1 pseudogene is annotated in these 397 nt (G+C 59.9%); it reads right to left on the minus strand.

Annotated features, from left to right (window positions below):
• A pseudogene (locus HWX91_RS40460) lies at positions 1–397 on the minus strand (contractile injection system protein, VgrG/Pvc8 family); the annotation flags it as partial.

Consider the following 397-nt stretch of genomic DNA (forward strand, 5'->3'; position numbering starts at 1 on the left):
TTGCGCTTCGGGCTTGCGGTGTTCGAACGGGCTGCGGTACGGCACACCCGTACGCTGCGCTTCGACGGAAACCCGGTAAAACCCTGTGGAGCCGTCACCATGGGCAACACTGAACAGCTTGCCCGGATCGTCGGCGCGAGCCTGCGTGAGTTGATTGCTCAGGCTGTGCGGGTAATTCGTTTCGTGTCCGGAAAGCGGGAGATTGTTCTCGATGGCCCATTCAACCTCGATGGCCGCAAATTCACGCTGATCGTCCGAATCCTGATCGTGTACAGGATGACCGGCTATCATAAAACGCCGCCCTGCGTCGATTGCGCGCAAACCGCCTGCGCCATGAAAGCGCTTCGCCTGCGACTCCCATTCCTGCATGCGGATTGTCGACAAGTGATCGCCGCGC

Origin of the sequence: Paraburkholderia fungorum (assembly GCF_902833645.1) — a bacterium.
Classification (GTDB): domain Bacteria; phylum Pseudomonadota; class Gammaproteobacteria; order Burkholderiales; family Burkholderiaceae; genus Paraburkholderia; species Paraburkholderia fungorum.